Source organism: Streptomyces sp. NPDC002566 (assembly GCF_042889585.1).
GTDB lineage: Bacteria > Actinomycetota > Actinomycetes > Streptomycetales > Streptomycetaceae > Streptomyces.
The window spans coordinates 62208-68974 of record NZ_JBIARD010000011.1; the positions used below are offsets into that span (position 1 = coordinate 62208).

The 6767-nt window shown below is 73.2% G+C and carries 7 protein-coding genes and 1 pseudogene; all 8 read left to right on the forward strand.

Annotated features, from left to right (window positions below; genetic code table 11):
- Window positions 1–238, forward strand: a pseudogene (locus tag ACFYXA_RS32815) (hypothetical protein); the annotation flags it as partial.
- A 172-nt stretch (window positions 239–410) separates the two neighbouring features.
- Window positions 411–1595, forward strand: a complete 1185-nt coding sequence (aroC, locus tag ACFYXA_RS32820; protein ID WP_352248027.1) for a chorismate synthase — start codon at window positions 411–413, stop codon at window positions 1593–1595.
- A complete protein-coding gene (locus ACFYXA_RS32825) occupies window positions 1592–2107 on the forward strand; it encodes a shikimate kinase (protein WP_351097307.1) in 516 nt (171 codons plus the stop codon). Before aroC ends, ACFYXA_RS32825 begins: the two co-directional genes overlap by 4 nt.
- Window positions 2104–3195, forward strand: a complete 1092-nt coding sequence (gene aroB, locus ACFYXA_RS32830; protein WP_352248029.1) for a 3-dehydroquinate synthase — start codon at window positions 2104–2106, stop codon at window positions 3193–3195. The genes ACFYXA_RS32825 and aroB overlap by 4 nt, the downstream gene beginning before the upstream one ends.
- 181 nt (window positions 3196–3376) lie before the next feature.
- A complete protein-coding gene (locus ACFYXA_RS32835; protein WP_389039798.1) occupies window positions 3377–4396 on the forward strand; it encodes an AAA family ATPase in 1020 nt (339 codons plus the stop codon).
- A 71-nt stretch (window positions 4397–4467) separates the two neighbouring features.
- Window positions 4468–5577: an aminopeptidase P family protein gene (locus ACFYXA_RS32840; RefSeq protein WP_352248033.1), complete on the forward strand. Its 1110-nt coding sequence runs from the start codon at window positions 4468–4470 to the stop codon at window positions 5575–5577.
- A gap of 59 nt (window positions 5578–5636) precedes the next feature.
- On the forward strand, window positions 5637–6203 hold the full coding sequence (efp, locus tag ACFYXA_RS32845) for an elongation factor P (protein WP_037742222.1): 567 nt from the start codon (window positions 5637–5639) through the stop codon (window positions 6201–6203).
- Window positions 6204–6205: 2 nt separating this feature from the next.
- The gene (nusB, locus tag ACFYXA_RS32850) at window positions 6206–6634 is read left to right on the forward strand and encodes a transcription antitermination factor NusB (protein WP_130444519.1); all 429 of its coding nucleotides are present in this window, start codon (window positions 6206–6208) and stop codon (window positions 6632–6634) included.
- Window positions 6635–6767: the final 133 nt, after the last annotated feature.

Consider the following 6767-nt stretch of genomic DNA (forward strand, 5'->3'; position numbering starts at 1 on the left):
CGCGTACGCCCCGCAGAACCAGCAGGCCCAGCAGAACCAGGCGGCTCCCGCCCCGCAGCCCGCTCCCGCGAACGGCCCGAGCGGCGCGGACTTCCTGGGCGCGTACGCCCCGCAGAACCAGCAGGCCCAGCAGAACCAGGCGGCTCCCGCCCCGCAGCCCGCTCCCGCGAACGGCCCGAGCGGCGCGGACTTCCTCGGCGCGTACGCCCCGCAGAACCGGCGCGACGACGCGCGGTGACCCCGGCCCGTCCGGGCCGCCGTCCGCCTGATGGACCGGCGGCCGGGACGGGGCCGGGGACGTGGGAGGATCGTAGGTGGCGGACCAGGGTCGCGCACCCGGTCCCGCCGTTGCCGTACGCGAGGACCCGCGTACGCAGGGCAGTACCAGGCGCGAGCACTGAGGAGCACCGTTGAGCAGGTTGCGCTGGCTGACCGCGGGGGAGTCCCACGGTCCCGCACTCGTCGCGACGCTGGAGGGCCTTCCCGCCGGCGTGCCGATCACCACGGAGATGGTCGCCGACCATCTGGCGAGGCGCCGGCTCGGCTATGGGCGCGGTGCGCGGATGAAGTTCGAGCAGGACGAGATCACCTTCCTCGGCGGCGTCCGGCACGGCCTCTCCCTCGGCTCCCCGGTCGCGATCATGGTGGGCAACACCGAGTGGCCCAAGTGGGAGCAGGTCATGGCGGCCGACCCGGTCGACCCCGAGGTGCTCGCCGGACTCGCCCGCAACGCGCCGCTGACCCGCCCCCGCCCCGGCCACGCCGACCTGGCCGGCATGCAGAAGTACGGCTTCGACGAGGCCCGCCCGATCCTGGAGCGCGCCTCCGCGCGCGAGACCGCCGCCCGCGTCGCGCTGGGCGCCGTCGCCCGGTCGTACCTCAAGGAGACGGCCGGCATCGAGATCGTCTCCCACGTCGTCGAGCTGGCCGCGGCCAAGGCGCCCTACGGCGTCTACCCGACCCCCGCCGACGTCGAGAGGCTCGACGCCGACCCGGTGCGCTGCCTGGACGCCGACGCCTCGAAGGCGATGGTCGCGGAGATCGACCAGGCCCACAAGGACGGCGACACCCTCGGCGGCGTCGTCGAGGTCCTCGCCTACGACGTGCCCGTGGGCCTCGGCTCGCACGTGCACTGGGACCGCAGGCTCGACGCCCGGCTCGCCGCCGCGCTCATGGGCATCCAGGCCATCAAGGGCGTCGAGGTCGGCGACGGCTTCGACCTCGCGCGCGTGCCCGGTTCGAAGGCCCACGACGAGATCGTCACCACGGACGAGGGCATCAAGCGCGCCACCGGCCGCTCCGGCGGCACCGAGGGCGGCCTGACCACCGGCGAGCTGCTGCGGGTGCGCGCCGCCATGAAGCCCATCGCCACCGTACCGCGGGCCCTGCGCACCGTCGACGTCTCCACCGGCGAGGCCTCCCAGGCCCACCACCAGCGCTCCGACGTGTGCGCGGTGCCGGCCGCAGGCATCGTCGCCGAGGCCATGGTCGCGCTGGTCCTCGCGGACGCCGTCGCCGAGAAGTTCGGCGGCGACAGCGTGCCCGAGACCCGCCGCAACGTGCGCTCGTACCTCGACAACCTGCACATCCGATGAGCGGGCCGCTGGTCGTCCTGGTCGGGCCGATGGGCGTCGGCAAGTCCACCGTCGGGCAGATGCTCGCCGAGCGGCTCGGGGCCGGCTACCGGGACACCGACGCCGACATCGTCGCGGAGCAGGGCCGCGCCATCGCCGACATCTTCGTCGAGGAGGGCGAGGCCGCCTTCCGTGCCGCCGAGAAGCAGGCCGTGCGCCGCGCCCTCGCCGAGCACGACGGCGTCCTCTCGCTCGGCGGCGGCGCGATCCTCGACGAGGACACGCGCGGCCTTTTGGCCGGGCAGCGCGTCCTCTACCTGTCGATGGACGTCGAGGAGGCCGTCAAGCGCACCGGCCTCAACACGGCCCGCCCGCTGCTCGCCGTCAACCCGCGCAAGCAGTGGCGCGAGCTGATGGACGCACGGCGGCACCTGTACGAGGAGGTCGCCACGGCCGTCCTGCCGACCGACGGCCGCACCCCCGAAGAGGTCACGCAAGCCGCCCTGGACGCACTGGAGTTGAAGGAAGCATGAGCGAGTCAGTGACGCGGATCCGGGTCGGCGCGAGCGCGGGGTCCGAGCCGTACGACGTGCTCGTCGGCCGTCAACTGCTCGGCGAACTCGCCGCGCTGATCGGTGAGAAGGCCAGGCGGGTCGCCGTCATCCACCCCGAGGCCCTCGCCGAGACCGGTGACGCGCTCCGCGCCGATCTGGCGGAGCAGGGCTACGAGGCCGTCGCCATCCAGGTGCCCAACGCCGAGGAGGCCAAGACCGCCGAGGTCGCCGCCTACTGCTGGAAGGCCCTCGGCCAGTCCGGGTTCACCCGCACCGACGTCGTCGTGGGCGTCGGCGGCGGCGCCACCACCGACCTCGCCGGGTTCGTCGCCGCGACCTGGCTGCGCGGGGTGCGCTGGATCGCCGTCCCGACCACCGTGCTCGCCATGGTCGACGCGGCCGTCGGCGGCAAGACCGGCATCAACACCGCCGAGGGCAAGAACCTCGTCGGCGCCTTCCACCCGCCGGCCGGCGTCCTGTGCGACCTGGCCGCGCTGGACTCCCTCCCGGTCAACGACTACGTCTCCGGGCTCGCGGAGGTCATCAAGGCCGGCTTCATCGCCGACCCGGTGATCCTCGACCTCGTGGAGTCCGACCCCGAGGCCGCCCGCACCCCGGCCGGCCCGCACACCGCCGAGCTGATCGAACGCTCCATCAGGGTCAAGGCGGAGGTCGTCTCCTCCGACCTGAAGGAGTCGGGCCTTCGGGAGATCCTCAACTACGGGCACACGCTCGGCCACGCCATCGAGAAGAACGAGCGCTACAAGTGGCGGCACGGCGCGGCCGTCTCCGTCGGCATGCACTTCGCGGCCGAACTGGGCCGTCTCGCCGGCCGGTTGGACGACGCCACGGCGGACCGGCACCGCACGGTGCTGGAGTCGGTGGGCCTCCCGCTGCACTACCGGTACGACCAGTGGCCGAAGTTGCTGGAGGCGATGAAGGTCGACAAGAAGTCGCGCGGCAACCTGCTGCGGTTCATCGTCCTCGACGGCCTCGCCAAGCCGACCGTCCTGGAGGGCCCCGACCCGGCGATCCTCCTCGCCGCCTACGGCGAAGTGGGCGAGTAGTCCCGGCGATCCCCTTAAGCCCGATTCGCTTTTCCCGACGGGCACTTCCGACCGCCCCCGGCCGTTCACCAAACGACGGCCGGGGGCGGTACCGTTCGGAGCGACGCGGGGGTTCCGCGCCCCCGAGGGGTCCTCGCCCCACGCCAGCGCCCATTGCCTGTACGAGACGGAGTGGCACCGGATGCAGCACGCAGTGGGTTCTCCGCTGCCGCCGCCCCACCAGCCGGGGCACGGACCGGCCCCCACCTGGCCCCCACCCACGCCGCCCCCACCGGCCGCCCCGCCCGCCGACGCACACCAGCCGGGTGCGACCGGACCCCAGCCCGGCGCCTTCGCGCCGCCGCCGGTTCCGGCCGGCCCCGGGTTCGCCGGGGGACCGGCCTTCGGGGGCGCCCCCTCCGCGGCGCAGGCCTCCGTGCCGCCGATGCCTCAGCCGCAGCCCTCCGTGCCGCACACCCCTGTGCCGCAGCCGCCGCCCATGCCCCAGGCGCCCGCGCCGCAGCCGGCTCCCGCACAGCCGTCCGTGCCGCCTCACGCGACCGTCGCCCAGGGCGGCGACGTCACCGGGCATGTGCCCCTGCCGCCGGGCGGGCCCGTGCCCATGCCCAGCGTGCCGCCCGCCGCCTCCGCCCCCGACCCGGCGGCGACCACCCTCGCGGTGCTGCTCATCGGGCCCGCCGGGGCGGGGAAGACCAGCGTCGCCAAGTACTGGGCGGACCACCGCCGGGTGCCCACCGCCCACATCAGCCTCGACGACGTCCGCGAATGGGTCCGCTCGGGCTTCGCCGACCCCCAGTCGGGCTGGAACGACCACTCCGAGGCCCAGTACCGCCTGGCCCGCCGCACCTGCGGCTTCGCCGCGCGCAACTTCCTCGCCAACGGGATCTCCTGCGTCCTCGACGACGCGATCTTCCCCGACCGCCCCGCCGTCGGCCTCGGCGGCTGGAAGCGGCACGTCGGTCCCGGGCTGCTGCCGGTCGTCCTCCTCCCCGGCCTGGAGGTGGTCCTGGAGCGCAACGCCGAACGCTCCGGAAACCGCCGCCTCACCGACGAGGAGGTGGCCCGCATCCACGGCCGGATGGCAGGCTGGTACGGCTCCGGCCTGCCGATCATCGACAACTCCCAGCTCGACGTGCCCACCACGGCGAGGGTCCTGGACGAGGTGCTGGCGAGGGCGATCGCCAGCCCTCCGAAGTGGTAGGCCCCTGACGCCGGTCCCCGCTCGGCGCAGCTCGACCGGCGGTTTCCGGCCACCGCTCCTACGCTCGACACATGTCAGAGGTGTACGCGACCCGTCGCACACGACTGAAAGAACGCTGCCACGCGTCCGGCAACGCGGCAGCGCTGATCTCCCGGCCCGCCAACGTCAGGTACCTCGCCGGCGCGGCCCCGCAGGGAGCCGTCCTGCTGCTGGGCGACGAGGACCTCCTCGTGTGCACGGGCCCGCCGGACGACCGCCCCGCCGAGGCCCGCCCGGACGACAGTCTGAAGGTGCACACCCTCCCCGGCGCCGGCGGCGACCCCGCCGTGGCCGCCGTGGGCCTCCTCGCGGCCGGCGGCGCCGGCGGCGACTGCCTCGCCGTCGAGGAGCACCACCTCACGGTCACCCGGCATCGCGCCCTGCGCTCCGTCGCCCCCCGGATCCGCCTCGCCGACCTGGGCGGCGCGGTCGAACAGCTCAGGGTGGTGAAGGACGAGGAGGAGATCTCCTGCCTGCGCATCGGCGCCGAGATCGCCGACCAGGCCCTGGGGGAGCTGCTGGAGTCCATCCTCGTCGGCCGCACCGAACGCCACCTCGCCCTCGAACTGGAGCGCCGTCTCGTCGACCACGGCGCCGACGGGCCCGCCTTCCCCACGTCCGTGGGCACCGGCCCCAACTCCGGGCGGCGCGGGCACCGGCCCACCGACCGGCGGGTGGAGGAGGGCGACTTCCTCTCCGTCTGCCTCGGCGCCTCCTATCGCGGCTACCGCTGCGAGATCGGCCGCACCTTCGTCATCGGCACCTCGCCGGCGGACTGGCAGATCGAGCTGTACGACCTGGTGTTCGCCGCCCAGCGGGCCGGCCGTGAGAGCCTGGTGCCGGGCACCGCGCACCGGGACGTGGACCGCGCCGCACGCCAGGTCCTGGACTGCGCGGGCTATTCGGAGCGCCTCCCGGCGCTCACCGGGCACGGGGTCGGACTCGAAATCGACGAGGACCCGCAGTTGGCTCCCGCGGCCATGGGTAAACTGGACGCTTGCGTGCCGGTCACCGTCGAACCCGGGGTCCACCTCCCGGGGCGGGGCGGCGTCCGGATCGATGACACGCTCGTCGTGCGCCCCGAGGCGGACGGCGGACCCGAGCTACTCACCATCACGACCAAGGAGCTGCTCGCGCTCTAGCTCATCGGCTGGACGCGTGGCCCGGGGTCGTCCACGTCAGTCCAGGAGATTCCGCAACCGTGGCTTCCACGAACGACCTCAAGAACGGCCTGGTGCTCAAGCTCGAAGGCGGCCAGCTCTGGTCCGTCGTCGAGTTCCAGCACGTCAAGCCCGGCAAGGGCCCGGCCTTCGTGCGCACCAAGCTCAAGAACGTGCTCTCCGGCAAGGTCGTCGACAAGACGTTCAACGCCGGCGTCAAGGTCGAGACGGCCACTGTCGACAAGCGCGACATGCAGTTCTCGTACATGGACGGCGAGTACTTCGTCTTCATGGACATGGAGACCTACGACCAGCTGATGGTCGACCGCAAGGCCGTCGGCGACGCCGCCAACTTCCTGATCGAGGGCTTCACCGCCACCGTCGCCCAGCACGAGGGCGAGGTGCTCTTCGTCGAGCTGCCCGCCGCCGTCGAGCTGGTCGTCCAGGAGACCGAGCCGGGCGTCCAGGGCGACCGCTCCACCGGTGGCACCAAGCCCGCCACCCTGGAGACCGGCCACCAGATCCAGGTCCCGCTCTTCATCACCACCGGTGAGAAGATCAAGGTCGACACCCGCACGAGCGACTACCTCGGTCGGGTGAACAGCTAACCGTGGCCGCTCGCAACACGGCCCGCAAGCGCGCCTTCCAGATCCTCTTCGAGGGCGACCAGCGTGGCGTCGACGTCCTGACCGTCCTCGCGGACTGGATCCGGCTCTCCCGGGCCGACACCCGGCAGCCACCGGTGAGCGAGTACACGATGCAGCTGGTCGAGGGCTACGCCGAGCAGGCCAAGCGCATCGACGAGCTGATCGCCCAGTACTCGGTCGGCTGGACGCTGGACCGGATGCCGGTCGTCGACCGCAACATCCTGCGGCTCGGCGCCTACGAGCTGGTCTGGGTCGACGAGACGCCGGACGCCGTCGTCCTCGACGAGATGGTGCAGCTGGCGAAGGAGTTCTCCACGGACGAGTCGCCCTCGTTCGTCAACGGCCTCCTCGGCCGTCTGAAGGAACTCAAGCCGACCCTCCGCAGAGGCTAGACACGGGGGCGCGGAGGACCGCGCCCCGCCGCAGCTCACGCGAGAGGCGTGCGACCGTCACGAAAACCGCCGGGGTGGGCGGAACCATCCGGTTGCGGCCCCCCCGGCGGGACGGTTGTGCTTGGGCCCCAGG

What these genes read in the sequence shown, in the direction of transcription:
- ACFYXA_RS32825 (WP_351097307.1), top strand. Translation starts at nt 1,592, where the DNA reads ATGAGCGGGCCGCTGGTCGTCCTGGTCGGGCCGATGGGCGTCGGCAAG.
- aroB (WP_352248029.1), top strand. Translation starts at nt 2,104, where the DNA reads ATGAGCGAGTCAGTGACGCGGATCCGGGTCGGCGCGAGCGCGGGGTCC.
- ACFYXA_RS32835 (WP_389039798.1), top strand. Translation starts at nt 3,377, where the DNA reads ATGCAGCACGCAGTGGGTTCTCCGCTGCCGCCGCCCCACCAGCCGGGG.
- ACFYXA_RS32840 (WP_352248033.1), top strand. Translation starts at nt 4,468, where the DNA reads ATGTCAGAGGTGTACGCGACCCGTCGCACACGACTGAAAGAACGCTGC.